Origin of the sequence: Nocardia sp. NPDC059764, from assembly GCF_042732555.1 — a bacterium.
Classification (GTDB): domain Bacteria; phylum Actinomycetota; class Actinomycetes; order Mycobacteriales; family Mycobacteriaceae; genus Nocardia.
Map to the genome: position 1 here is coordinate 26,661 of NZ_JBHWHH010000007.1, position 24,022 is coordinate 50,682.

Annotated in this window: 22 protein-coding genes; 7 read left to right on the forward strand and 15 right to left on the reverse strand. The window is 68.8% G+C overall.

Translation table 11 applies throughout. The annotated features are described in order from the left end of the window. Positions 1-5: 5 nt before the first annotated feature. Complete coding sequence (locus ACFV4K_RS02535; protein ID WP_379271477.1) at positions 6-863, forward strand: RecB family exonuclease; 858 nt, start codon at positions 6-8, stop codon at positions 861-863. 13 nt (positions 864-876) lie between these two features. On the opposite strand, the gene hisG is transcribed toward ACFV4K_RS02535, so the two are convergent. The 6 genes from hisG to ACFV4K_RS02565 form a co-directional block, all read right to left on the reverse strand. Further along, complete coding sequence (hisG, locus tag ACFV4K_RS02540; RefSeq protein ID WP_379271479.1) at positions 877-1,728, reverse strand: ATP phosphoribosyltransferase; 852 nt, start codon at positions 1,726-1,728, stop codon at positions 877-879. Between the two features lie 90 nt (positions 1,729-1,818). Beyond that, positions 1,819-2,082: a phosphoribosyl-ATP diphosphatase gene (locus ACFV4K_RS02545; RefSeq protein ID WP_357085381.1), complete on the reverse strand. Its 264-nt coding sequence runs from the start codon at positions 2,080-2,082 to the stop codon at positions 1,819-1,821. Positions 2,083-2,125: 43 nt separating this feature from the next. After that, a complete protein-coding gene (locus ACFV4K_RS02550; RefSeq protein ID WP_379271481.1) occupies positions 2,126-3,928 on the reverse strand; it encodes a choline/carnitine O-acyltransferase in 1,803 nt (600 codons plus the stop codon). 209 nt (positions 3,929-4,137) lie between these two features. Next, the gene (locus ACFV4K_RS02555; protein WP_379271483.1) at positions 4,138-5,505 is read right to left on the reverse strand and encodes an NAD(P)/FAD-dependent oxidoreductase; all 1,368 of its coding nucleotides are present in this window, start codon (positions 5,503-5,505) and stop codon (positions 4,138-4,140) included. 63 nt (positions 5,506-5,568) lie between these two features. Further along, on the reverse strand, positions 5,569-6,399 hold the full coding sequence (locus tag ACFV4K_RS02560; protein WP_379271485.1) for a class I SAM-dependent methyltransferase: 831 nt from the start codon (positions 6,397-6,399) through the stop codon (positions 5,569-5,571). Positions 6,400-6,413: 14 nt separating this feature from the next. Further along, positions 6,414-7,274 carry an arpA protein gene (locus ACFV4K_RS02565; protein WP_379271486.1) on the reverse strand — a complete coding sequence of 287 codons (861 nt, stop codon included), beginning with the start codon at positions 7,272-7,274 and terminating at the stop codon, positions 6,414-6,416. Between the two features lie 177 nt (positions 7,275-7,451). Between ACFV4K_RS02565 and ACFV4K_RS02570 the strand changes: the two genes are divergently transcribed. Together ACFV4K_RS02570 and ACFV4K_RS02575 are read left to right on the forward strand one after the other, a co-directional pair. Next, entirely contained in the window at positions 7,452-8,366 is a 915-nt protein-coding gene (locus ACFV4K_RS02570) for a toprim domain-containing protein (RefSeq protein ID WP_379271488.1), read from the forward strand. Beyond that, the gene (locus tag ACFV4K_RS02575; RefSeq protein ID WP_379271490.1) at positions 8,363-8,836 is read left to right on the forward strand and encodes an epoxide hydrolase N-terminal domain-containing protein; all 474 of its coding nucleotides are present in this window, start codon (positions 8,363-8,365) and stop codon (positions 8,834-8,836) included. The genes ACFV4K_RS02570 and ACFV4K_RS02575 overlap by 4 nt, the downstream gene beginning before the upstream one ends. On the opposite strand, the gene ACFV4K_RS02580 is transcribed toward ACFV4K_RS02575, so the two are convergent. The 4 genes from ACFV4K_RS02580 to metH form a co-directional block, all read right to left on the reverse strand. Further along, positions 8,730-9,122 (reverse strand): MmcQ/YjbR family DNA-binding protein, encoded by a 393-nt coding sequence (locus ACFV4K_RS02580; protein ID WP_379271492.1) that lies wholly within the window; start codon positions 9,120-9,122, stop codon positions 8,730-8,732. The genes ACFV4K_RS02575 and ACFV4K_RS02580 overlap by 107 nt on opposite strands. A 52-nt stretch (positions 9,123-9,174) precedes the next feature. Then, the gene (locus tag ACFV4K_RS02585) at positions 9,175-9,843 is read right to left on the reverse strand and encodes an HAD family hydrolase (protein WP_379271494.1); all 669 of its coding nucleotides are present in this window, start codon (positions 9,841-9,843) and stop codon (positions 9,175-9,177) included. Between the two features lie 205 nt (positions 9,844-10,048). Next, entirely contained in the window at positions 10,049-11,719 is a 1,671-nt protein-coding gene (locus ACFV4K_RS02590) for a serine/threonine-protein kinase (protein ID WP_379271496.1), read from the reverse strand. A 79-nt stretch (positions 11,720-11,798) separates the two neighbouring features. Further along, positions 11,799-15,377, reverse strand: a complete 3,579-nt coding sequence (gene metH / locus ACFV4K_RS02595; RefSeq protein WP_379271498.1) for a methionine synthase — start codon at positions 15,375-15,377, stop codon at positions 11,799-11,801. A gap of 231 nt (positions 15,378-15,608) precedes the next feature. On the opposite strand from metH, the gene ACFV4K_RS02600 reads away from it, so the two are divergent. Continuing rightward, on the forward strand, positions 15,609-16,502 hold the full coding sequence (locus tag ACFV4K_RS02600; protein ID WP_357085358.1) for a PAC2 family protein: 894 nt from the start codon (positions 15,609-15,611) through the stop codon (positions 16,500-16,502). Positions 16,503-16,631: 129 nt separating this feature from the next. Here ACFV4K_RS02600 and ACFV4K_RS02605 read toward each other — a convergent pair whose 3' ends face one another. Beyond that, positions 16,632-16,937, reverse strand: a complete 306-nt coding sequence (locus tag ACFV4K_RS02605) for a hypothetical protein (protein ID WP_357284077.1) — start codon at positions 16,935-16,937, stop codon at positions 16,632-16,634. Positions 16,938-17,129: 192 nt separating this feature from the next. Between ACFV4K_RS02605 and ACFV4K_RS02610 the strand changes: the two genes are divergently transcribed. Together ACFV4K_RS02610 and ACFV4K_RS02615 are read left to right on the forward strand one after the other, a co-directional pair. Continuing rightward, on the forward strand, positions 17,130-18,320 hold the full coding sequence (locus ACFV4K_RS02610) for an XRE family transcriptional regulator (RefSeq protein WP_379271499.1): 1,191 nt from the start codon (positions 17,130-17,132) through the stop codon (positions 18,318-18,320). Between the two features lie 59 nt (positions 18,321-18,379). Beyond that, positions 18,380-19,180 (forward strand): DUF2127 domain-containing protein, encoded by an 801-nt coding sequence (locus tag ACFV4K_RS02615; RefSeq protein WP_379271501.1) that lies wholly within the window; start codon positions 18,380-18,382, stop codon positions 19,178-19,180. Here ACFV4K_RS02615 and ACFV4K_RS02620 read toward each other — a convergent pair whose 3' ends face one another. Next, positions 19,181-20,242 carry an alpha/beta hydrolase gene (locus ACFV4K_RS02620; protein WP_379271502.1) on the reverse strand — a complete coding sequence of 354 codons (1,062 nt, stop codon included), beginning with the start codon at positions 20,240-20,242 and terminating at the stop codon, positions 19,181-19,183. 56 nt (positions 20,243-20,298) lie between these two features. Beyond that, positions 20,299-22,371 (reverse strand): alkyl/aryl-sulfatase, encoded by a 2,073-nt coding sequence (locus ACFV4K_RS02625; protein WP_379271504.1) that lies wholly within the window; start codon positions 22,369-22,371, stop codon positions 20,299-20,301. Between the two features lie 191 nt (positions 22,372-22,562). Here ACFV4K_RS02625 and ACFV4K_RS02630 point away from each other — a divergent pair, with 191 nt between their 5' ends. Continuing rightward, a complete protein-coding gene (locus tag ACFV4K_RS02630) occupies positions 22,563-23,156 on the forward strand; it encodes a TetR/AcrR family transcriptional regulator (protein ID WP_379271505.1) in 594 nt (197 codons plus the stop codon). A 70-nt stretch (positions 23,157-23,226) separates the two neighbouring features. Here ACFV4K_RS02630 and ACFV4K_RS02635 read toward each other — a convergent pair whose 3' ends face one another. Together ACFV4K_RS02635 and ACFV4K_RS02640 are read right to left on the reverse strand one after the other, a co-directional pair. Continuing rightward, entirely contained in the window at positions 23,227-23,553 is a 327-nt protein-coding gene (locus tag ACFV4K_RS02635) for a DUF202 domain-containing protein (RefSeq protein ID WP_379271507.1), read from the reverse strand. Beyond that, the gene (locus tag ACFV4K_RS02640) at positions 23,550-23,915 is read right to left on the reverse strand and encodes a YidH family protein (protein ID WP_379271508.1); all 366 of its coding nucleotides are present in this window, start codon (positions 23,913-23,915) and stop codon (positions 23,550-23,552) included. The genes ACFV4K_RS02635 and ACFV4K_RS02640 overlap by 4 nt, the downstream gene beginning before the upstream one ends. Positions 23,916-24,022 lie beyond the last annotated feature (107 nt).

The window sequence follows — 24,022 nt, forward strand, 5'->3', positions numbered from 1 at the left end:
CAGGTATGTCGGTCGACGCGATCAGTACCCCGGAGACAGAGCGGTTCGTGCCGCGGGGACCCGCGCTGTCCCCTTCGCGCGCAATCGATTTCAAGCAGTGCCCGCTCAAGTACCGGCTGCGGGTGATCGACCAGATCCCCGAGCCGCCCTCGCGGGCGGCGGTACGCGGCACGGTGGTGCACGCCGTGCTGGAGGCGCTGTTCGGGCTGTCCGCCACCGAGCGGGACGTGGCGGCCGCGGCCGCGCTCGTCGAACCCGCCTGGACCGGGGTACGAGAGTCCCGGCCCGAGGTGGAGTCGCTGATCCCGGACGAGGAGCTGCCCGGGTTCCTGGCCGAGGTGCGCAAGCTGGTGGACGTGTACTTCCGGCTGGAGGATCCGGCCGGGTTCGAGCCCGAGTCGTGCGAGACCTTCATCGAGGCCGATCTGCCCGACGGCACCCCGCTGCGCGGCATCGTGGACCGCATCGACCGCTCGGCCGACGGTGAGCTGCACGTCATCGACTACAAGACCGGCCGCGCCCCGGGCCTGGCGTACGAGACCCGGGCGCTGTTCCAGCTGAAGTTCTACGCCCTGGTCCTGCTCCGCACCCAGGGCCGGGCCCCGGCGCAGCTGCGGCTGATGTACCTGGCCGACGGCGTCACCCTGACCTACGCCCCGGACCCGGAGGAGCTGCTGCGCTTCGAACGGATCCTGTCGGCACTGTGGGCGGCCATCATCACCGCCGCCGAGACCGGCGAGTTCCCGCCCAGCCCGGGCTGGATGTGCCAGTACTGCGATTTCAAGCGACTATGCCCCGAATTCGGCGGCACGCCACCGCCTTTCCCGTCCGGTCAGGACGAGCCGGAACCCGGCCCGGCCTGACCTGGCAGCGGGATCAGAAGGCGCGGCAGGACCGGATGTCGGTGGCCAGGATGGCCTTGGCGCCCAGGTCGGCGAGCTGGTCCATGAGCTCGTTGCCGTTCTTGCGCGGCACCAGCGCGCGCACCGCGACCCAGTCGGGATCGGTGAGCGGGGACACGGTCGGCGACTCCAGGCCGGGGGTGATCTCGACGGCCCGCTCCAGCAGCGCTTTCGGGCAGTCGTAGTCCAGCATCAGGTAGTGCTGGGCGAAAACCACGCCCTGGATGCGGGCGACGAGCTGGTTGCGGGCCTTGTCGTTCTGGTCCGCGCCCTTGGCCTCGATGAGCACGCCCTCGGAGTCGCACAGCGACTCGCCGAAGGCGACCAGGTTGTGCTGGCGCAGGGTGCGGCCGGAGCCGACCACGTCGGCGATGGCGTCGGCGACGCCGAGCTGAATGGAGATCTCGACCGCGCCGTCGAGGCGGATGACCTCGGCCTCGAGGCCGCGCGCCTTCAGATCGCCCCGGACCAGGTTCGGGTAGGAGGCGGCGATGCGCTTGCCCTGCAGGTCCTCGACCTTCCATTCGCGCCCGGCGGGGGCGGCGTAGCGGAAGGTGGAGCGGCCGAAGCCCAGCGCGAGGCGTTCCTGTACCGGCGCACCGGAATCCAGGGCCAGGTCGCGGCCGGTGATGCCGAGGTCGAGCTCGCCGGAGCCGACGTAGATGGCGATGTCCTTGGGCCGCAGGAAGTAGAACTCGACCTGGTTGACCGGGTCGATCACGCTCAGTTCACGGGAATCGGTGCGTTTGCGGTAGCCCGCCTCGGTGAGGATGCCGACGGCGGATTCGGACAGGGCGCCCTTGTTCGGGACTGCGACGCGAAGCATGGGGAGGTCCTTTCGGAACGGGAAGGGAAGACTGGGCCGACGGGGGACGGAACGGTCGCTCCGCACGGGGTGTGCGGAGCGACCGGTGCGTCACAGATGTCGGTACACGTCCTCGAGCCGCAGCCCGCGGCCCACCATCAGCACCTGCACCCAATACAGCAGCTGCGAGATCTCCTCGGAGAGCTCATCGTCGCTCTGGTACTCGGCCGCGATCCAGACCTCACCGGCTTCCTCGAGCACCTTCTTGCCCTGCGCATGCACGCCGGCGTCCAGGGCGGCGACGGTGCCCGACCCCTCGGGGCGGTTGGCGGCACGATCCTGCAGCTCGGCGAACAGGGCTTCGAAAGATTTCACGGGGAGTGATTCTCTCAGACGAGCGCACACTCCCCGCAATCGGTTATACGGTGAGCAGTTCGGTGAGTTCGGCCACGGCCACCCGCAGCTGGTCGGCGAACTCGTGCATCTGCTGCGCGACGTGCTTGGGCGTGGCCAGGTAGAGGTTCCAGCGGTCGGGCAGCAGCACGTAGGCGATGCCGATGCACTTGGGGCTGGTGGAGCCGAAACCGAAGTACTGGATGTTCACCGACGGCGCGGAGCTGGTACTCAGGTAGTCGTCGCGGGTGATGGTCCAGCCGGGGCTGTCGAAGAACGGCATCGCCTCGGTCGCGCCGAGCTGTTCACCGCGGCGGCGCTGGATCCACTGCAGCTCCCACAGATGCTGTTCGGGGGCCTCGCCGCGCTGGCATTCCTGGGCGCGGCGCACGTGCGCCTCGGCGGCGGTGCGCAGGGCCACCAGTTTGCGGTCCCGGTCCACGGACGGATCCTCCATGGCGGCAACGAAATCCAGCATCTCGTGGGTGATGACGCGCATGGCCTCGGTGCGGCCGTTGCGGAACTGGCGGGTGGCGATGGACTCGTAGGTCGCCCCGTTGAGGCCCTTGCTGCGGCGGTGCGCGAGCTGGTAGCTCAGCTGGGCCAGCGCGTCCGGGGAGATGCCGAGCTTCTTGGCGCGCTGGGTGCCGAAGTCGAAGGACACCGTGGAGGTGGCGGTGTCGGCGGCGAACTGGGCGAACGAGGCGGCGGCCGAGGCGATCTCGGTGCGGGCCTCGGGGCCGAAGGTGAACTCGACGGGTTCGACGGCGGGCAGGCCCTGTGCCTGCGCCCCGGATTGCGCGGCGTGGTCGCCGACGGGCGCTTCGAGCAGGGTGTCGACGAAGGACAGGATGGTGGTGCCGTCCAGGCCGCAGTGCTCGACATTGATGCCGGCCTCGCCGTCGGCGAACACCACGAACGACACCGCCTTGTCGAACCAGCGGTTGCCGCTGTCGCCGTGCAGCAGCTGGTCGCAGGCATGCAGGGTGTCGCGGGGCGCGAAGTCCTCGAGGCAGACGCAGAACAGCGCGGTCTCGATGGTCTCGAAGGCCGCGGCGTTGGCGGGGCGCAGGGCGGCGTAGAGCGGGGCCCAGTCGGCGCGCGCCATGGTGGTGAGGTGCCCGGCGGCGGAGCTGGTGGCGGCCCGGCGCGCCCCGGCCTTCATGACCGCGCGCAGGCCGTCGGTGAGGTCCTCGGGGGTGTGCGGGACGCCGCCGGCGCCGATGACGTCCATCCGGAACATGTTGCCGCGGTAGAAGACCACGATGTGGCGGGCTTCGGAGTGCCCGGGCCAGTCGTCGCTGTAGGGCACGCGCACGGTGTCCTGCGGTGCGCCGGGAATGCGCGTTTCGGAGAACAGGAACTTGTTCTGCGCCATATTGAGTCGCGTGCCGCGCTGGGTGGCGGGCGGGATCTGCTCGGCATCCAGGAGCAGCTTGTAGTTCACCGCCGCCGAGATCAGGGCGGCGGCGCGTTCGCTCTGCTCGGAGCCGGTGGAGCCGGCCAGCGCGGTGTCATCGCGGAACAGGAAGAAGAAGTTGGCGTTCAACGCGATTCGGTCGCGGCGGCCCAGGTAGCGGGAGGGCCAGAACTCGTCGAGCCAGCTGCCGACGCCCGGGGTGGCGTCGAAGCGCTCCAGGTCCGCGTGCAGGGTGCGGGCGGGGCCCTCGGGGCGCAGCAGGTCCTCGACGGTGGCGGCGGTGGCCGCGTACTCGTCGGAGGTCAGCAGCGGCGCGCACCAGTGCAGGAAGCGGGTGCAGCTCTCCTCCAGGGTGGGCAGCGGGACGCGGGGCAGCTGCTCGTCGAAGGCGAAGGTGCTGTCGCTCAAGGGGTGTCCTCATGGTCGATGGGGTGGGGCAGCCTGGCTGTGCACACGTGTCACCGTCCCCCGGCGGTCACGCCACCATTCTTGCCATCGTTACCGTCCGGGCGCCACATTTTCGCGCGAAACCGCCACGGACCGACCAGGATGTGGTTTTACTGCGCGACAACAGTTTTCATGCGGCTATCCGGTTTGCCCGAACCGGCCGGCTTCGTTCACGCCGGGTCGCCGAGTTCCTTCACCACCCGCGGCACCTCGTTGGCGGGCAGGTAGCACCCGGATTGTTCGAAGCCGCCGATGGTGTGGACCTTGTGGTCGGCGTACCCGATGCGCAGGAAGTCGTCACCGGCCAGACCGTGCACGGCCCAATCGAAGGCCACCCGGGCGCGGGCGACGATGGTACGCAGCGCCATGAGGTGGTAGCCGCGCGCCACGAATTGCGCCGGCACGCCGCGCAATCCGAGGCCGAGCGGCCGGGCCAGCGCGTCGCGCCCGCCCAGGTCGACCACCATGCCCAGGTCCGGATGACAGTAGGGCGCGGGCGTTTCGCCGCGCAGCGTGGCGACCAGGTTCTTGCCCAGGTGCCGTCCTTGGCGCATGGCGTGCTGCGCGGTCGGCGCGCAGACCTGCCCGTCGCCTTCGGCGGTGTCGGGGACCGCGGCCGCGTCGCCCAGTGCCCACACGCCGGGCAGGCCCGGGACCGACAGGTCGGCCTGGGCGACGATGCGGCCCTTGTCGGTTTCGGCGCCCAGATGCGCGGCCAGGGGGCTGGGCGCGACCCCGGCGGTCCACAGCACCGTGCGGGACGGGATGAATCGGCCGTTGGTGAGTTTCACGCCGTTGGCGGTGACTTCCGCGGCCGAGGCGCCGGTGATGAGTTCGATGCCGCGTTCGGCCAGAATCCTTTTCGCCTCGGCGCCGAGCTTGTCGCCGAGTTCGGGCATGATGCGGTCGCCGCGGGTGACCAGGTGCCAGCGCACCATCCCCGACTCGACCTCGGGGAAGAAGCGTCCGGCGGCGGCGCGGCAGACCTTGTTGAGGACGGCGGCGGTCTCGGTTCCGGCGTAGCCCGCGCCGATGGTGACGAAGTTCAGCCGTTCCTGGTCCTCGTCGAGGCCGCCGCGCATGGCGGCGATATCCAGCTGCCGCAGCACGTGGTCGCGCAGGTACATGGCCTCGGCCAGGGTCTTCATGCCGAATCCGTGCTCCTGCAACCCCGGAACGTCCATGACGCGGGTGATGGAGCCGGGCGCCAGGACGAGATGGTCGTATTCGAGGGCGGTTTCGACACCGGAGGTGCGGGTGCGGCGCACCACCACCCGCCGGGTGCCGGGCTCCACGCCGACGGCCATGCCGGGCACCACTTCGGTGCGGCGCAGCAGCCGGCGCAGCGGCACCGACACCGAGCGCGGGTTGAGGGTGCCGGAGGCGACCTGCGGCAGCAGCGGCAGATACAGAAGTCCGGCGTCCGGGGAGACGAGTTGGACGAACGCCTCCTCGGGGCGGAGGCGTCGCTCCAGATAGCGGGCGCATTCCACGCCCGCGAATCCACCGCCGATGATCACGATCTTCGCTGGTGCCACGACTTCACCGTAGCTCGTACCGCCCGTTTCGCGGTGAATCCCGCGATTTCCGGGTCCGCGGGATCAGTGTTCGCGCTCGGTACCGGGTTTCGGCCGCGACAGGTACAGCTGGGCGTAGAGCCAGCCGTCGGATTCGGCGTCGGCGGTGTCGATTCCCTTGTCCGCCAGGGCGTTCAGCACCCGCGTCTGTTCGTCCGGGGAGGCGAAGCGGCGCTGCCGGTACGCGCCGGGGGCCCGTTCGGTGTGGTAGCCGAGGGTCTCCAGGTGGGCGGCGATCGGGTCGAAGGCGAACATCCGCAGCACGAAATGCGCCATCCACGGCAGTTTCCCGCCGTGGGCGCGGGCCACCCGCAGCAGGGTACGCTCGGTGATGTAGCCGACGCAGCCGGTGGAGATGATCAGGTCGGCCCCGGCCAGCGTCTGCCGCTGGGCTTCGGTGGGTTCGGCCGATTCCAGGTCGGCGTGCACGACCTCGTCGAGGAAGCCCGCGGCGTGGCCGTAGTCGAGGGCGGGGCGGGAGGCGTCCATGCCGATGAAGCGGACTCCGGGCAGCCGGTCGCCGGAGCGCAGCAGGGTGCGGTCCCGGTCGAGCAGGGCGGCGGTGTCGTCACCGTCGCGGCCGCGGTAGTGCCCGGACAGTTCGGTCATGGTGGTGTCGAGACGCAGTAGGGCCGCGTTGACGCCGTAGGAGCAGCCGAGGTCGAGGACCGCGGGGGTGGCGATGCCGGTGGCGGACCGGTATTCGTCGAGCAGTTTCTGGAAGTGCGGCTTCGCCAATTCCGGTATCTGGTAGTCCAATTCGGCCATGCGGGCGTAGTACTGGCGGGGATCGGGCCGATCGTAGATGTCGTCGAAGGAGGCTTTTCCGGTGGAACTGTGTAACGAAACCGGCACGCGCTGGTCCCCTCTCAGTCGAGCAATCGGTCGCCGCGGATCTCGCCGACCGCCAGATGATCCGGTGTCACCCGCCCGAACAGCTGCCGGGTCCGTTCGGCGGTGCCGATCAGTCCCGGACTGTCGCTGTAGGCGAAGATCGCCGAATGCCGTTGCACCGCACCGTGTACCGGTGCGACCCGGTGCAACGAGAACCTTCCCTGGAACAACTGCAGATCGCCGGGCCGCAGGGCCAGCCGGCGGATAAGCCGTTCCCCGTCGCCGGTGAGCACGGCGCGCACGTCGGCGAAGTTCTCCGCCTCCCGCGACCGGATGCCCGGGCAATACTCGAACACCCCACCGTCTTCCGGCTCCTGGGTGAGCATGCTGACGGTGAATTCGTTGGTGTCGAAGTGCCACGGATGCGACTGCCCCGGGGCGACCACATTGAGGCACAGTCCCGCCAGCGGATCGCTGTACTCGTGCAGTTCGGCCAGCCCGAAGCAGTCGGCCACGAACCGCTGGAACCGGGTGTCGCCGTAGAGCCGATGGATCAACGCCTCACGCGGAATGAGATCCCGTGCGACGAACGCGTTTCCACGCCGCAGCACGATCCGCCCCGGATGATCGGTGGGCAGCCCCGCGTCGAAGGGAATGTTGTACGCGTTGACGTTCTCGACGGTGTAGTGCGCCCGCGGAGCCAGCTCCTCCCCTTCACTCCGCAGCGTCTCCACCAGCTCGGGCCGGATGAACCCGCGCAGGACGCAACATCCCCCCGCCGCCAGCTCGGCCCGCGCCCCCTCCACCGCCCGCAGCCACCCGTCACTCCCCGGCGAATCCAGTGGATACCGCCCGACATCCACCCCCGGCACGCTCCCCTGCCCAACCGCAACCATGGGCCCATTCTTACGAACCGACCGCCCGACACGCCCGAAAAGCTCCCCGATTGTGAATTGCCACTTTTCCTGCGCCCCACCAGTTTTGATGTGGTATTGGCACCGCGAGGCAACGTGTCGCACGCCGCTTGACAGCCGCGTTCAAAGAGGTACACCGGTAGTGAGAGGACCGGTCGCATGGACAGTCACGGATCGTGGGAGACCGTCAACCGGGCACTGAATCGGGTGTCCGGACCGGGGAAGCGCGGGACCGAGTGGACGACCTACCTGTGCCCGGTGCACGAGGCGGACGGACGGCGGCATCGGGCCTCGCTGGGGGTGGTCTACAACCTGTCGCGGCAGCGGACGGTCGTGCGGTGCTTCGCCGGATGCTCGGATGTGGAGGTGTTGGCGCGCATCGGATTGCGGGTGCGGGATCTGTTCGACGCGCCCCCGGAGCCGAGGACGGGACAGCGGCGGAGCGCACCGGAGCCGGCCGTCGCGGATCGGGCAATTCTCGCTGCGGGGCTGGCGCTTTCGGTGCATCGGAAGGACGTCGGGCCGCCGATCGGGAGGCCGCGGCGAATGGCGGCGTATGTGTATCGGCGGCCGGACGGGAGTGCCGCCGGGTGCGTGGTGCGGGTACGGACGTTGCATCGGCAGGGGTATGTGAAGTCGTTCTATCAACGGCGGCTGACCGAGAACGGGTGGGAATCAGGGGGTTTCGCGCGGCTGCCGTTCCATCTGCCGGAAGTGATCGAGGCGGTGGCGGAGGGGCGCGACATCTTCGTGTGCGAGGGCGAGGCGGATGTGTTGACCGCGACGCGGGCGGGGTTGACGGCCACCTGCAATGCCGGGGGTGCGAGCGGGTGGTATCGGGAGCACGCGGAATGGCTGCGGGGCGCGCGCCGGGTGTGGGTGGTGGCGGATCGGGATGCGCCGGGGTATCGCCACGCGGCGCGCGTGGCGGAGTCGCTGGTCGATGTGGTGGCCCAGGTGCGGGTGGTGCAGGCGCGGGACGGGAAGGATCTGACCGATCACTGCAATGCGGGGCATCTGGTGTCGGAGCTGGATCCGGTTCCGGTGCTGGACGCGCATTTTCGCGGGGAGTGAGCACCGGCTGGGAGCGCGGCATCCCCGAGGCCCGGCTGCGCGAGCTCGCCCGGTACCGGCGCACCGAATTCGATGGATGGGCGCAGGAAGCGAAGCTCAACGCCTTCCCCCGGTTCACCACCGAGATCGACGGCCAGAACATCCACTTCCTGCACGTCCGCTCGCCGCGCCCGGCCGCGCGCCCGCTGCTGATCACCCACGGATTCCCGAGCTCGGTCGCCGAATTCCTGGGCCTGATCGGCCTGCTCACCGATCCGGCCGAGGGCCCGGCCTTCCATGTGATCGCCCCCTCGCTGCCCAGATACGCCCTGTCCACTCCGCTCTCGGGAACCGGGTGGACGCCTTCCGCCGGGAGGGCTCGGGCTATCTGGCGATCCAGAATTCCCGTCCAGCGGCGATGCGCCGATCCAGTTCCGCGATCAGGCGTTTCGCCGCTACCGTCCGGTAGGCGTCCTCGACGATCTCGGTGATCTCGTCCCAGTCCACGTCGACGTCCAGATACACTCCGAGCCATCCGCGATGGCCCACGTACGGCGGCCGGTAGAACCGTCCGGGCTCGGCCGCCACCAGGTCCGCCTGCACCCCGGCCGGTGCGGCGCACCAGAATCCGACCCGTTCGTCGTGGTGGTGGTCGGCGAACATGACGAACATCTTCTTCCCGCCCGCGAACCACGCGGGTTCGCCGTGGCTGACGCGTTCGCTCACCTCGGGCAGCCCGGCGCACACGCCGCGCAGCGATTCCAGCACCTTGTCCATATCCGCAGGGTAGGCGACCCGGACCGGCCCGCCTTGGACGAATGGGAACGGGTCAGGGATTCGCGCGCACGAGGTCATTCAGGTGCGCGAGTTCGAGCCCGACCAAGCTGTCGCGGAAGGTGCGGCCGGGCGCGTCCGGCACCGGGACCTCGCACGGCACCACCAGCAGCGCGCATCCGGCTTCCTGCGCCGCGATCGATCCGGTCGGCGAATCCTCGATGGCCACGGTGAATTCGGGTGTGACACCGAGCAGGCGCGCGGCCCGCAGGTACACGTCCGGCGCGGGTTTGCCGTGCGGCACCTCGTCGGCGCACACGGTGGCCCCGAAGTACTCACGACCGATGGTGTCGAGCCCGTACTCGGCCAGCGACCGCTTGGTATTGGTCACCAAGGCCATCGGCACCCCGGCCGCCCGCAACAGATCGAGGGCTTCCCGCGCACCCGGCCGCCACGGCACCGGACCCTGGAACAGCTCGGTAACCCGCGCTTCCATCCATTCCGAGGCCTGCTCGACCGCCTCGGGGGTGTGGTCGATGCCGAGCCCCTCGAACAAGATGCGGTACGCGTTCGGCCCGGACGCCCCGATCAGCGCGTGCCGCACCGCGTCGGTCAGCGCGCGCCCGTACTCCCCCGCCAGCTCCCGCAGTGCCATGTCCCAGAGCTTCTCCGAGTCCAGCAGCGTTCCGTCCATATCCCACAACACCGCGTCCAACCGCGCCACCGACCCGAACTCCTTCCGCCAACCCTGACCCGTGTCGAATCCGCCGACCCCGCAGGCAACTCCATCGGTGTCCGTGCGGACTCGGCGCACCCGGCACCTACGCCCTCGACGCGACACCGGTGCTCTCGTGCCCGGGCGCGCCGGCTCCGCCCGGACGGAGCCGGTCCAGCCTATCGGGGCGCGGTCACCCCGTAGAGCCGCGCGGTCACAGCCCGGACGCCGCGATCATCAGCCGCCCGCCCGAGGAGTCGGTCTGGATCCAGCGGTTCTCGGTGGACACCTGCCCCGACTTGGACACGTAGGTGAGCGCGACCACCGCGCGATTGTCGCCCTGTGGCGTCACCGCGCCCACGCTCACCGACCGGATGCCGCCCCAGAACTGGGCGTAGCTGTTGTAGCCGCCGGTGGCGGACTGATAGCCCGGTGACAGCATCGACCACGCGCCGCTGACATTGCCGGGCAGCATGCCGTAGTAACTCTGGATGAACGAGGTGACCGAGGCGGCCGACGGCGGACCGGCCGGAGTCGTGGTGAGCGGGGTCGTCGTCGGGTGCGCGGAGGAACTCGGGGCCGCCGACGAGGACGTGGCGGGGGTGGTGGTCGGGGCCTGGGTGGTCGCGCCCGCGCCGCTGGTGGGCTGCTGCCCGCCGTCGGCCGCGCCGAGGTTCTCCGGCGAGGTGGCCGGGATCGACGCCGGGGCCGACACCGACCCACCCTTGTCCGCCTGCGGCGTGCCGCCACCACCGCCGTTGCTGTTGACCGCCAAGGCGATCACGGTCGCCAGCACGATCGCGCCGACGACGCCGACCGCCACCAGCACCAGCTGTCGCGGATTGCCTTCCCCGCCACCGGTTCTCGCACCCGAGCCGATTCCGGGCGGCGGCACGGTGCCACGCCCGCCCGTGGACATGTCGACGTGCACGGTGGGGTCGGCCGCATTGCTCGGCGCACCCGTCCGAGAGCCCGGCAGCACGGTCGTGGCCGCCGAAGTGTCCACGGCGGCAACGGTATTCACCGATGGCAGCACCTTGGTCGGCTGGACCGGAACCGCCGGAGCCCGCCCCTCGGCGACCGCGTGCAGCCGTTCGGCGGCCTGTTCCATGGTAGGCCGGTCCGCCCCGTCGGCGGCGAGCAGATCCATCAGCACCGGCGCGAGGGTCGCGGCGTGCGCGGGCCGCGGCACCTGCGCCCGCGCCACCGAATGCAGTACGGCCAGCGGATTGTCGCCCTCCCCGAAGGGCGGCTTGCCTTCCACAGCCGCGTACAGCGTCGAGCCCAGCGCGAAGACGTCGGAGGTCGGTTCCGGGTTCTCCCCGCGCGCCACCTCGGGCGAGAGGTAGGCAGGAGTGCCCGCCAGGAACCCCGTGGAGGTGACGGTCACGTCGCCGGTGGCCCGGGAGATGCCGAAGTCGGTGATCTTCACCGTCCCGTCGTCGGCGACAAGGATATTGGCGGGCTTGACATCGCGGTGCACGATGCCGGCCTTGTGGGCCGCGGCCAGTGCCTCGGCGACCTTGGCCCCGATCCGCGCCACCTCGACCGGCGGCAGCTGCCCCTTCTCCCGCATGAGCGCGGCCAGGCTGGCCGCGTTCACGTACTCCATGACCAGCCAGGGCTGGCCGTCCTCCTCGGCCACGTCGAACACGGTGACGGCATTGGGGTGGTGCAGGCGCGCGGCGATGCGCCCCTCACGCATCGCCCGCATCCTGGCCTCCACGGCCTGCGACCGGGTCAGGCCCGGCGTCAGCAGCAGCTGCTTGACCGCGACGGTGCGTCGCAGCCGAACGTCGGTCGCGCGCCACACGACCCCCATCGCACCGGTGCCGATCGGTTCCGTTAGTCGGTACCGCCCCGCAATCAGCCGGTCTGAGCTCATGTGGTTGTACCCCTCCTGCTGGCTTTTCGCGCCGGGCGCCCTGCCACCCTGCGCGAAAGCCCGAAACCTGGTGAAGATATTAAGCGTTGAAGTACTTGGCTTCCGGGTGCAGCAGCACGAACGCGTCGGTCGACTGCTCCGGATGCAGCTGAAGCTCCTCGGAGAGAATCACGCCGATTCGATTGGCGTCCAACAACTCCACGAGCTTGGCCCGATCCTCCAGTTCCGGGCAGGCCCCGTAACCGAACGAGTACCGTGCGCCACGGTAGCCGAGTTTGAAGTAGTCGAGCACATCGGCGGGGTCCTCGTCGGCGACGGAATGTCCGTCCAGAGTGAGTTCTTCCCGGATGCGGCGGTGCCAAAACTCCGCGAGCGCCTCGGTGAGCTGCACGCCGATGCCGTGCACCTCGAGGTAGTCGCGGTAGTTGTCCTCCTTGAACAGGACGTTGGCGAAGTCCGCGATGGGCTGGCCCATGGTGACCAGCTGGAACGGCATCACATCCACCTGGCCGGTCTCCAGCGCGCGCTCACGCGAGCGGATGAAGTCGGCGATGCAGAGGAACCGGTCGCGTTGCTGACGCGGGAATGTGAACCGGAAGCGTTCCGGCGCATCGGGTTTCGGCTCGGTGAGAACAATCACATCGTCGCCCTCGGACACCGCCGGGAAGTACCCGTACACCACCGCGGCGTGCTGCAGCACACCCTCGGCGATCAGCCGGTCCAGCCAATACCGCAGGCGCGGACGGCCTTCGGTCTCCACCAGGTCCTCGTAGGACTGGCCCTCGACGCCGCGCTGCCCGCGCAGGCCCCACTGCCCCAGGAACAGCGCCCGCTCGTCGAGCAGCCCGGAGTATTCGCTCAGCGACAGACCCTTGATGATGCGCGAGCCCCAGAACGGCGGCGTCGGCACCGGCAGGTCCGCGGCCACATCGGAGCGCTCGGGCACAACGACCGGCGCCTCGGCGGCCTTGCGCTCTGCGGCGATGCGCTTGGAACGCTCATGCCGCGCCTTGCGCTCGGCGGCCTTCTCCCGTTCGGCGATGGCCTCGGGCGAATTCGGATCCAGCCCGCCGCCCCGCTTACGAGTCATGATCTCGTCCATCAGGTGCAGGCCCTCGAAGGCGTCGCGCGCGTAGTGCACATCGCCGGCGTAGACCTCGGTGAGATCGTTCTCCACGTACGCGCGGGTCAGCGCCGCACCGCCGAGGAGCACCGGGAACTGCTCGGCGACACCGCGGGAGTTGAGCTCCTCGAGGTTCTCCTTCATCACCACGGTGGACTTCACCAGCAGCCCGGACATGCCGATCACGTCGGCCTTCTTGTCCACGGCGGCGTCGAGGATGGTCGAGATCGGCTGCTTGATACCGAGATTGACGACCTCGTAGCCATTGTTGGACAGGATGATGTCGACCAGGTTCTTGCCGATGTCGTGCACATCGCCCTTGACGGTGGCCAGCACGATGCGGCCCTTGCCCGAATCGTCGGTGGCCTCCATATGCGGCTCCAGGTAGGCGACCGCGGTCTTCATGGTCTCGGCGGACTGCAGCACGAAGGGCAGCTGCATCTGTCCCGAACCGAACAGCTCGCCGACGGTCTTCATGCCCGACAGCAGCGTCTCGTTGATGATCTGCAGCGGCGGCACCTGCGCCATCGCCTCGTCGAGATCGGCTTCCATCCCGGCCTTCTCGCCATCGACGATGCGTCGCGCGAGCCGCTCGAACAACGGCAGCGCCGCCAGCTCCTCGGCGCGTGACGCCTTGGAGGAGGCGGTCGACACGCCTTCGAACAGCGCCATCAGCTTCTGCAGTGGGTCGTAGCCCTCGGTGCGGCGGTCGTAGACCAGATCGAGAGCGGTCTGGCGCTGCTCCTCGGGAATCCGCGCCATCGGCAGGATCTTGGAGGCGTGCACGATCGCCGAATCCAGACCGGCCTCGACGCACTCGTGCATGAACACCGAGTTCAGCACCTGCCGCGCGGCCGGGTTCAGGCCGAAGGAGATGTTCGAAAGACCCAGCGTGGTCTGCACTTCCGGATGCCGCTTCTTGAGTTCGCGGATGGCCTCGATGGTTTCGACACCGTCGCGGCGCGACTCCTCCTGGCCGGTGCCCAGGGTGAAGGTCAGCGTGTCGATGATGATGTCGGACTCGTCCAGGCCCCAGTTGCCGGTGATGTCGGCGATCAGCCGCTCGGCGATGGCCACCTTGTGCTCGGCGGTGCGGGCCTGCCCCTCCTCGTCGATGGTCAGCGCGACCACGGCCGCGCCGTGCTCGGCGACCAGCGCCATGGTCTGCTGGAACCGCGAATCCGGGCCCGCGCCGTCCTCGTAGTTGACCGAGTTGATGGCGCAACGCCCGCCCAGGTGCTCCAGACCGGCCTTCAGCACCGGGGTTTCGGTGGAGTCCAGCATGATCGGCAGCGTCGACGCCGTGGCCAGGCGCGAGGCCAGCTCGCTCATGTCGGCGGTGCCGTCGCGGCCCACGTAGTCGACGCACAGGTCGAGCATGTGCGCGCCGTCGCGGGTCTGGTCCTTGGCGATGTCGAGACACTTCTGCCAGTCACCGGCCAGCATGGCGTCACGGAAGGCCTTGGAGCCGTTGGCGTTCGTGCGCTCACCGATCATCAGGATCGAGGCGTCCTGCTCGAACGGGACCGAGGAGTAGATCGAGGACACGCTCGGCTCGTGCACCGGATTGCGCTTGGCCTGCTCGGTCTCGCGCACCGCCTCGGCGACCTGGCGGATGTGCTCGGGGGTGGTGCCGCAGCAGCCGCCCACCAGCGACAGCCCGAACTCGGACACGAACTGGCTCATGGAGACGGCCAGCTCCTCCGCGGTCAGCGGGTACTCCGCGCCCTTGGCGCCCAGCACCGGCAGGCCGGCGTTCGGCATCACCGACACCGGCAGCTGCGCGTGCTTGGACAGATGGCGCAGGTGCTCGCTCATCTCGTCCGGGCCGGTGGCGCAGTTCAGCCCGATCATGTCGATGCCGAGCTTCTCCAGCGCGGTCAGCGCGGCGCCGATCTCGGAGCCGACCAGCATGGTGCCGGTGGTCTCCATAGTGACGTGGGTGATGATCGGGATCCGGCGGCCCGCCTTCAGCATGGCGTTGTGGCTGCCGGTGACCGCGGCCTTGACCTGCAGCAGGTCCTGGCAGGTCTCGATGAGGATGGCGTCGGCGCCGCCGTCGAGCATGCCGAGCGCGGCCTCGGTGTAGGCGTCGCGCAGCGAGACGTAGGGTGCGTGGCCCAGGGTGGGCAGCTTGGTGCCGGGGCCCATCGAGCCCAGCACGTAGCGCGGGGTGCCGTCGACGGACTTGCCCATCTCGTCGGCGACCTCGCGGGCCAGACGGGTGCCGCGCTCGGACAGATCGCGGATGCGGTCGGCGATGTCGTAGTCGGCGAGGTTGGGCAGATTGCAGCCGAAGGTGTTCGTCTCGACGGCGTCGGCACCGGCCTCGAAGTAGGCGCGGTGGATGTGTCGCAGCACGTCGGGGCGGGTTTCGTTGAGAATTTCGTTGCAACCCTCGAGGCCGCGGAAATCGTCGAGGGTGAGATCCGCGGCCTGTAGCATCGTGCCCATCGCACCGTCCCCGATAACGACACGCTGTCTGAGCGTGTCCAAGAAGGTGGTGTCGAATTCGGCGCGGCTGCGTACAGACATGTACTCAAGAGTAGTGGGAAGCAGCGACAATCCCCGCGTCGGTGTGGTGTCGCGGCGAGACTCGCACGTTCGCGGCCGTCTCGATTCTGGACCGAGTGGAGCGGAGGAGCGCAGCGGAGGGAAGGAAGAATCGAGACTTCGGGGCCGCGAACCGCCCGGAGCGTAGCGGAGGGCGATCGAACTCTGTGCGTCGCATGCACACGGGGTCTTTCCACACACTAGGCTGACCGGGTGAACGCCAGTGAATCCCCGGTGCCACCCGAATCGGACCTGCCCACGCTGCGGGATCCGGTGCTCGTGGCCGCCTTCGAAGGCTGGAACGATGCCGCCGACGCCGCCAGTGGCGCGGTCGAACATCTGGAACTGATCTGGGACTCCCAGCCGCTGGCCGAGCTCGATTCCGAGGACTACTACGACTATCAGGTCAACCGCCCGACCGTGCGCCAGGTCGACGGTGTGACGCGCGAGATCGTCTGGCCCTCGGCCATGCTCTCGGTCTGTTCTCCCCCCGGCAGTGACCGGGACGTAGTGCTGCTGCGCGGGGTGGAACCGAATATGCGGTGGCGCAGCTTCTGCAATGACATTCTCGAGTTCGTGGAACAGCTCGGGGTGTCCACGGTGGTGATCCTCGGCGCATTACTGGCCGATACCCCGCACACGCGGCCGGTTCCGGTCACGGGGACCGCTTATAACAAGGAAGCCGCGGAGCGCTTCAACCTCGAGCAGACCCGCTACGAGGGACCGACCGGTATCACCGGGGTGCTGCAGGACGCGTGCGTGCGCGCGGGTGTGCCGGCCATCTCCTTCTGGGCCGCGGTGCCGCACTATGTGTCGCAGCCGCCCAACCCGAAGGCGATCATCGCGCTGCTGCACCGGGTCGAGGACGTGCTCGATGTGGAGGTGCCGCTGGGCGCGCTGCCCGAGCAGTCCGAGGAGTGGGAGGTCGCGGTCAACGAGATGACCGCGGGCGACGAGGAGATCGCGGAGTACGTGCGCTCGCTCGAGGAGCGCGGCGACGCCGAGGTCGACATCAACGACGCGATGGCCAAGATCGACGGCGACGCGATCGCCGCCGAGTTCGAGAAGTACCTGCGCCGTCGTGGTCGGGGTGGCTTCGGCCTCTGACCCCTTCATCCCACTATGTCCGCTTCAGGCATGTCCGCTTCAGGGTGAATGTCCCGAAATAGCTCGAAAATCATTGCCGCACCCGCATTCTCGACGCGGGTGCGGCGGCTTTTCGGGCGCTGTGCCGAGCTAGTGCTCGACGGTCCAGACCTGGGCGGAAGCCTCGTGGGCCAGTTTCGCGATCAATAAGTCACGCGGAATGGTCTGCCCCGCAAGGTGTTCGAGCGACGGCACCACCACGTGGTGAGCGTCGGCCCGTTTGAGTTCGGCGGTCAGCTCCGCGAACGCGGTGCCATCGCCGGCGGTCGATTCATGGAAGGTGGCGGCGAAGCAGAGGCCCGCGGACTGAGCGAGTCCGCACATGGCGTTCTCCAGCTCGTCGCTGCGGCCGTCGGCCAAATCGTCACGCACGTACCCATAGATCAACGCTTCCACCCGAACCTCCGTTGGATTGGGGATCGCTGTCCTGATGTGTGCCCTGGTAAACAGTTTGGCGTTTTTGCGAATGCAATTGCAGATGTCAACCCACTGACATCCAGATGCCCTATCCGGGTCCATCCGCCGTTAACTGGTGAGATACTACAACTCGTGTCCGCCGGTGACGATCGACCTGTCTGGGCTGTCCGAATGCGTGCCGAACGTGATGCTCGGGGGTGGTCACAAGCCGACGCGGTGCGCGCGATGCGCGCCAAGTCGAGCCACAACCTCCCCACCGACAGCACACTCTTACGTAACTGGCGGCGTTGGGAATCCGGGGAATCGCGGCCCGACGATTTCTACGCCCCGATCATCGCCGCCTCTTTCGACACCGTGACGGCGGCGTTCTTCCCCAAGACCCGGCCCAATCGGGACGACGAGATGCTCTCGGCAACCGGACTGGACACCCTGGAATTCATTGGGCGGCTACGAATGTCCGATGTGTCGGCTTCCACGCTGGACGCCATCCGCATCACCGCCGACCGGCTCTGCTCGGACTACCCGTGCGCCGATCCGCACGAACTGCACGCCGAGGGCACCGCCTGGCTGCGCCGCATCACCTCGCTGCTGGACGGCAGACTCACACTGGCCCAACATCGCGAGGTGCTGGTGCTGGCCGGATGGGTCGCCCTGCTGGTCGGCTGTGTCGACTACGACCTGGGCTGGCGCACCGCCGCCGAGGCCACCCGCCGCGCCGCGCTGTCGCTGGGCCAGGAGGCCGACCACGCCGAGATCATCGGCTGGGGAGCGGAAATGGCCGCGTGGTTCGCCCTCACCCAGGCCAACTACAAGGGCGCCATCGACGCGGCCGAGGCCGCGTACGCCACCACCGGCCACTTGGGCGTGGGTGTCCAGCTGGCCGCCCAGCGCGCCAAGGCCTGGGCCCGCCTGGGTGACCGCCGCGAGGTGGAAAAGGCGCTCACCCAGGGCCGTTCGATCCTCGAGGCGATCGAGCACCCGGCCAATCTGGAGAACCACTTCGTGGTGGATCCGCAGAAGTTCGACTTCTACGCCATGGACTGCTGCCGGGTCGCCGGGGACGACCGGCTCGCGGAAACCTATGCCCGCCAGGTGATCGCGACCTCCACCCGCCCCGACGGCAGTATCCGCAAACCCATGCGGGTGTCCGAGGCGCATCTGACCCTGGCCGTGGTCGCGGTGCGCGATCGCAATCTGGAACTCGCACTGGACGAGGGCATGCGCGCCTTCACCGGCAAGCGGCGCTCGCTGCCCTCGCTCATGTGGATCGCGGGCGAGGCGGCCCGGGAGATGGTCGCGCGCTTCCCCGGAGATCCGCGCACCAGAACCTATCTCGACCAGCTGCGCTCGCTCGCGGGCTGACCGCGCGCCCCGGCCGTGTTCCGCGGCGGCTGTCGCGGGGCCTGGGTACGCTCCAGCGCATGGACTTCAGTCTCTGGACCTGCGCCGCCCGAGGGCACGAGACCTACGCCCCGACCGAGCCCGAGCTGAAGGCACGACTCCACGTCGCCACCCCGGCGGGCGAATCCTGGCGCTGTCTGCGCTGCGGCGATTTCGTGCCGGGCGAGCCGCGCCGCAGCGGTCCCGCCGACGACGCGCCGGAGGTGCCGCGCGGGCACCTGTTGCGCGACCGCATCATCATGCGACTGCTGGCGGCCGAGCGGGTCGGCCGCGCGCTGGTGCTGATCCTGCTCGGCGCGGGCGTGCTGAAGCTGCGCGGTTCGCGCGAGCACTGGAAGGCCAGCTGGGACAAGGATCTTCCGCTCATCCGCCAGCTGGCCGACCAGATCGGTTTCAACCCAGACCATTCCAAGATCATCCGGGGCATCGACACGGCCTTCACGCTCTCGCCGACGATTCTGATCTGGATCGCGGTCGCGCTGTTCGCCTACGCCACCATCCAGCTCGTCGAGGCCGTGGGCCTGTGGCTGGTCAAGCGCTGGGGCGAGTACTTCGCGGTGGTGGCCACCAGCCTGTTCCTGCCGCTCGAGGTGTACGAGTTGACCGAGAAGGTCACCTTCCTGCGGGTGGCCGCGCTGCTGGTGAACCTGGCCGCGGTGATCTGGCTGCTGTGGAGCAAGTCCCTGTTCGGCCTGAACGGCGGCGCGGCCAAGTACTACGCCGAACACCACTCCGAGAGTCTGATGACCGTCGAACGCGCCGCCGTCGCAGCCGAATCCGACCTGCTCGCCGCGAAGGCCGGTGCCCCGCATCGGTCCTGATCAGGCGGGCAGGTCCAGTCCCTTGGCCAGCACCGGCCAGGACTTCAGCAGTTCGTCGCGGAACACGCCCCAGGAGTGGGTGCCGTTGGCCGGCAGGTCCACGGTGGCCGGAATGCCGAGTTCGGTGAGCTTGGCGGCGAGGTTGCGGGTGCAGTAACCGGTGGCGGCCTCGATGGTGCCGTCGTAGATCATGTGCACCATCAAGCCGAGCGCGCCCGGGTAGATAACGTACTTGCCGTCGACCACGTCGTACTGCCCGGGCAGGCCGTTGCCCGCCGACAGGTAGAGCTCCATGCCGCGCAGCCGCTCGGCGTGCAGGTACGGGTCGTTGTCCGCCCACATCGGGTCGTCGGACGGGCCGTACATATTCTCGGCGTTGCCGCCCTCACTGGCGACGACGATCCGTGCGAACGCCTGGCCGATCGGGTCGCTGGTCTGCACGCAGCCGCTGTAGGTGGCCGCTGCCCGGAACAGGCCCGGCTTGGCGAGGGCGAGATTCAGCGCCGGGGTCGCCGACATCGACACCGCCGCAATGGCATTGCGGCCGTTGGTGCGCAGGCCCGCGTCGATCAGCGGGGGCAGTTCCTCGGTGAAGAAGGTCTTCCACTTGTTGAGCCCCAGCTGCGGATCCGGTGCGCGCCAGTCGGTGTAGTAGCTGGCCAGGCCGCCGGTGGGGACCACGACATTGACGTCCTTGGCGCCGAGGAAGTCGAAGACCTCCGGCACCTGGGTCTTCCAGTTCTTCACGCCGTAGCCGGCGTCGGTGCCGTTGAACAGGTACAGGGTGGGTCGCGGCTTCGAGGTGTCGCCGGGGCGCAGCACGTCCAGGTGCACCGTCTTGTCCATGGCCGCCGAGTACACCTCGAGCGACAGGTTGCGGTCGTCGACGATGTCCGCGCTCACCACTTTCGACGCGTCGACGGTGGTCGCGGCGGTCAGCTGCGCCGCGGTGTCGGCGATGGCGCCACCGGCCGCATCGGGCTCCGCGCCCGCCGTCCCCGGCACGGTCGCGGCGATCGCCAGACACCCGACGACCACCGCGTTCCGCAGTCGATTCCGCACAGCCACTCCCACTCTCGTCGAACAAGTGAGAGGGACTCTGCCATATCCACCCGCGATCAGGGCGTGACGATGTTGAAGTTGGGGTCGGGCTTGTCCATCACGTCCACGAGCTGCTTCAGCTTGGCCGGATCACCGGTGGCCTTGATCGCCCCGGAGGCGACCTCCTTCACGAAGTCCTTGCTGCGCGTCATCACCGCGATGAGTTCGAGGCGCGGCAGGGTGAAGGTCGCGTCGGCGGCCGGGCCCTTGAAGTCCGGTGGCACCACGTAGTGGATGAGCACGCCGTTGCGCAGTTCGGTGCGGTAGGTCTTGTTCTCCTCCGGGATCACCCAGTCGTTGACCAGGTGCAGGCCCCACGCCTTGGGCCCGTTGATCTGGAAGGCCGCGGCGTCGAAGACCTGGTCCACGCTCAGCGCGCTGATCATCGACGCCGAGTTGGCCTTGGTCGGGGTGCCGAAGTTGCCGTTGCGCAACTCGTAGGCGCCGGAGAGGAAGAAATTGCGCCAGGTGCCGTTCTCGGAGCCGTAGCCGAGCTGCTCGAAGGCGCTGGCCTGCAACATCTTCGCCTTCTCGTTGTCCGGCTCGGCGAAGATCAGGTAGTTGAGCACCTGGACGCACCAGCGGTAGTCGCCGTCGGAGTAGGCCTTGCGGGCCACCTTCAGCACGCCGCTCGCGCCGCCCATGGCGTCCACGTGCCGCTTGCCCGACTCGACCGGCGGGTGCTCCCACAGATGCGCGGGATTGCCGTCGAACCAGCCCATGTAGCGCTGGTACACGGCTTTCACGTCGTGGCTGACCGACCCGTAATAGCCGTGGTTGTACCACTTCTGCTCGATGGCGGGCGGCATCTGGATCTGCTCGGCGATCTCGATGCCGGTGTAGCCCTGATTGAGCATGCGCAGGGTCTGGTCGTGCAGGTAGGCGTAGGTATCGCGTTGCAGCGACAGCCATTCGGTGAGCTTGTCCGACCCCCAGGTGGGCCAGTGGTGCGAGGCGAACGCGACATCGGAGACGCCGGCGAACATGGTGATGGTCTCGGTCAGGTACTGCGACCACACGTGCGCGTCGCGAACCAGCGCGCCGCGCAGGGTGAGCAGGTTGTGCAGGGTGTGGGTGGCGTTCTCGGCCATGCACATGGCCCGGAAGTCCGGGAAGTAGAAGTTCATCTCCGAGGGGGCCTCGGTGCCGGGCGTGATCTGGAAGACCATGCGCACCCCGTCAATGGTCTCCTCCTGCCCGGTGCGGGTGATGTCGCGGTTGGGCGGGACGAGGCTCACGGTGCCGGTGGAGGTGGTCATGCCCAGGCCCGCGCCGACCTGGCCCTTGTCCCCGCGCGGCAGGGCCGCGCCGTACATGTAGGCCGAGCGGCGCGCCATGGCGGTGCCCGCGAAGATGTTCTCCGCGACCGCGTGTTCGACGAAACCCTGCGGGGCGAGCACCGGAATGCGGCCCGAGGCAGCGTCTTCGGCGGTGATGACGCCCAGCGCGCCGCCGAAGTGGTCGACATGGGAATGGGTGTAGATCATGCCGGTGACGGGTTTGTGCCCGCGGTTGGCGAAGTACAGGTCCATGCCCGCCTTGGCGGTCTCGGTGGAGATCAGCGGGTCGATGACGATGACGCCGCTGGCGCCCTCGATGATCGTCATGTTCGACAGGTCCAGGCCGCGGATCTGGTAGATGCCCGGAACCACTTCGTAGAGGCCCTGTTTCACCACCAGCTGCGACTGCCGCCACAGCGACGGGTGCACCGAGTTGGGACAGCTGCCCTGCAGGAAGCCGTAGGAATCGTTGTCCCAGACGACGTTGCCCTTGGCGTCGGTGACCCGGTCGGGTTGCAGCCTGGCGATGAAACCCTTGTCGGTGTCGGCGAAATCCTGGGTGTCGGAGAACGGCAGCGAGGACCGCGCCTTCAAGTGCTGATCGGTGATGTGACCGCTGGGATCGACCGGATTCTCGGACGTCTTCTCGGCGGCGGATCCGTTGTCACTGTTGCTGTCGCAGCCGGTCACGGCCGCGCCGACGCCGACCACCGCCAGCGCCGCCGCGCCCACCCCGAATACCCCGCGTCGGGACACCGTGAATCGGCCCTGCGTGGTGTCCCCGTGGTCCGTGCGGTTGTTCTCGGTCATCGGCGCGCTCCTGTCTCCATCCGGCTGACGTGCGTAGCAAGATCGTTAGCTGAATATTCGCCAACCTTCTGGCCCGAGCCTCAGCCTACCTCGCTATTGCAGTAACACTGCAATATTGTGGCCGTGTGACCTGACCCATACGCCGGGACCTGCGCGTGAGCGGCCCGGCCCGATGTGATCGGATTCTCCCCATGAGCGAGGGCAAAGGCGACGGCCCGCGGCGCCGGCGCAATCCGCCGCAGACCCGCAGGGCCATCATCGATGGCTTGCTGTCGGCGGTGCACGAGGGCGAGTTCGACCCCACCACCCGCGATATCGCCGAGCGGGCCGGGGTGTCCGAACGCAGTATCTTCGTGCACTTCCCGTCCCGGACCGCGCTGCTCACGGCCGCGGTGGACCAGCAATCCGAGCAGGTCGAGGCGCTGATCGCGGACATCGATCCGGACCGGCCGCTGGAGCAGCGCATCGACGCGGTGGTGCGGCAGGGCGAAGCGATCTTCCGGTTGCAGCGCGAGCCGCGGGTGCTGGGCCTGATCGAGTCACTGCGCACGCCGGCGGTCGATGAACGGATGCGGCTGACCGACAAGCGGATTCGCGAGGCGCTGGCCCGCGGCTTCGCCCCCGAACTGGCCGCCGACACCGGTGAACAGTTGCTCGACCTGCTCGACGCCACCATCGGCTGGCCCTACCGTCACCATCTGATCGACCGGCGCGGGCTGTCGGCGCGGGCCGCGTCCGAGGCGGTCCGCCGCACCCTCACCACCCTGCTCACACCCGCGAACTGAACCGACCTTCCGGATTCCGTGGCGTCCGAACGGGTTCCGGCCCCTGCCCGAGTCGTCTCGACCCACCCGCCTACGTGGTAGCCGGAGGTGCGCCGGGGATGAAGAGCGCGATGAACACGGACACCACGCACACGATCAGGACCACCACCGTGGCCATGGCGATGGCGCGCGGCCCGTGCGCGCGATGCCCGTGGTGCAGGGAGTTGTTGCGCGCGAAGCTGATCCCCGCCAGGAACAGCAGCCCGACCGCCGCCAGCGCGGGACCGATGGCCGCCGGCCGCCAGCCGCTGACGACCGCGTGGTTCACGAACAAGCCCGAGGTGCCCATGGCGGCGATGGCGGTGCGCCGCCAGGCCAGCGCGGTGCGCTCGGAGTAGTAGGTGGGCGCCTCGGTCATGTCCACACCGTCGCGACCGCCGCGAAGATCGACACGATGGCGATGCCGCCCGCCAGGATCGGCACCAGCAGCGTGTTCCCCAGCGCGTCGCCGCGGGTCATGCGGGCCTGTACGTCCCGCCAGTGCGTGTACGCCCCGACCGCCAGCGTGATCGCGAGCACGATGCAGCTCAGCGAGAGCGCGCGCCGGATCCCGGCGTGGTGGAACGACTGCACCAGGGTATGGACCGCGACGCCGGCGGCGAGCAGCCCGAGCGAGGTGCGGATCCACGCGAGGTAGGTGCGTTCGTTGGCGAGGGTGAAGCGGTAGTCGAGCGGCTGCTCCGCATCACTCGTCGGCTGGCCCTGGTCTTCCACCCTCACCACCTGTCCGATAGCGCTGTCGCGGTCGCGGCGCACGAGCCCGCCGCCGACCCGATCATGACACGAATCGGGGAGAAAACGACGACACCGCAACTGCGGGCATTCCC